Origin of the sequence: Paraburkholderia bengalensis, from assembly GCF_037126505.1 — a bacterium.
GTDB lineage: Bacteria > Pseudomonadota > Gammaproteobacteria > Burkholderiales > Burkholderiaceae > Paraburkholderia > Paraburkholderia bengalensis.
The window spans coordinates 1-1,198 of sequence record NZ_JACFYJ010000257.1 but is presented as its reverse complement, the minus strand read 5'-3'; the positions used below and the strand labels follow the sequence as shown (position 1 = coordinate 1,198).

Annotated in this window: 1 protein-coding gene; it reads right to left on the bottom strand. The window is 60.2% G+C overall.

Annotated elements, in window-relative coordinates; genetic code table 11:
• Nucleotides 1-704, bottom strand: a 704-nt coding sequence (locus H3V53_RS43095) for a trypsin-like peptidase domain-containing protein (RefSeq protein WP_336603026.1), incomplete at its 3' end; no start/stop codon positions are given.
• Between the last annotated feature and the right edge of the window lie 494 nt (nt 705-1,198).

The following is a 1,198-nucleotide window of genomic DNA, read 5'->3' as shown; positions in this document are numbered from 1 at the left end:
GGACCGCCGGAGTGATCCGGATTCGCCGGTACAGCAGTCTGGATGAACACAAACCGCTTGCCGTCGGACAACGTACGCAGCGCGGTACTTACGATGCCCGTTGTCACAATGTTGCTGCCAGCGGCCGTCGCGCCGATCGCGATCACCCGTTCGCCAACCCGTACGGGAGAGGCTTCACCCAATATGACGACCGGCAAACGTGCGGCATCGATCTTAAGAATAGCCACGTCGTTTTCCACGTCGATCAAAAGTACTTTCGCCTCGAATACACGATGGTCCGTCAGGGTAACTTTCACATCGTCTGCGTGATCGACGACTTGCGCTGTTGTGAGGACGAAACCATCGGCACTGGCGATGAAACCCGAACTGGCTCCCGTCATTACGGCCTGCACACCGCCCGTCGTTCGCTGGTCCACAGGTGGTGAACTGTCAAAGCGCGCAGCAAGCGGATCGGATGGATCGAGGGGCTCTACGGCCGGCAGTTTCGGCCCGGACCGCGCCATGATATTCACAACAGCGGGTCCGTACCGGTCCACGATGGCCGGAAAACCGTCGGGCTCGCTTTCGCCTGACTCAAGTGGCGCGCCATCGAGTTGTCCCGAGGGAGACGGCGCAACATCCGCGGCGGTTGCAGCCGGTATCGAACCAGCTAAACCGGCGAAGATGGCAAGCGCGAAAGTACAAATGCGCTTCCGGGGTAACACACCCTGCTCCTGATTCTGCTTGGTGGGTTCGACTGAACGCTCTCTGGCAACAGGCAACTTATGCTGAGGGTTTGCGGGAAGAACCGGCAGGCATCTCGCGCGTTCGACGTAAGGTGAGTAGCAAGCGCAGTTCCCGATGCGGGCTGGTGGTAAGCGTGCACTCGTCGTCAACAAACAGCGTTGCCTTGGTGGTCCTTGCTCCAGGCAAATCCCTGCGTCGCTCGCTCGGGAGGCTTCACCCTCGACCCGTCATTTTTTCAATGAGAGTTACTGCGCGTGTACAGGCATGCCTGGCAAAACAATGGGTCGCGCGCCTGCGCAGCGGCTGATGCCAAACAAAAAATACGACAGTTCGGCGTCTATACGTGTCGCGCTCGCCCAGGCTTCCGCACCCGCCGCGACTGCACCGGCAGCCACCCCTACGGCTCCGTCCCCGACCGTCGCGACGCCAGCGCACAAGACGACGAAGCACATGCATAAAGTGAGTCACCACG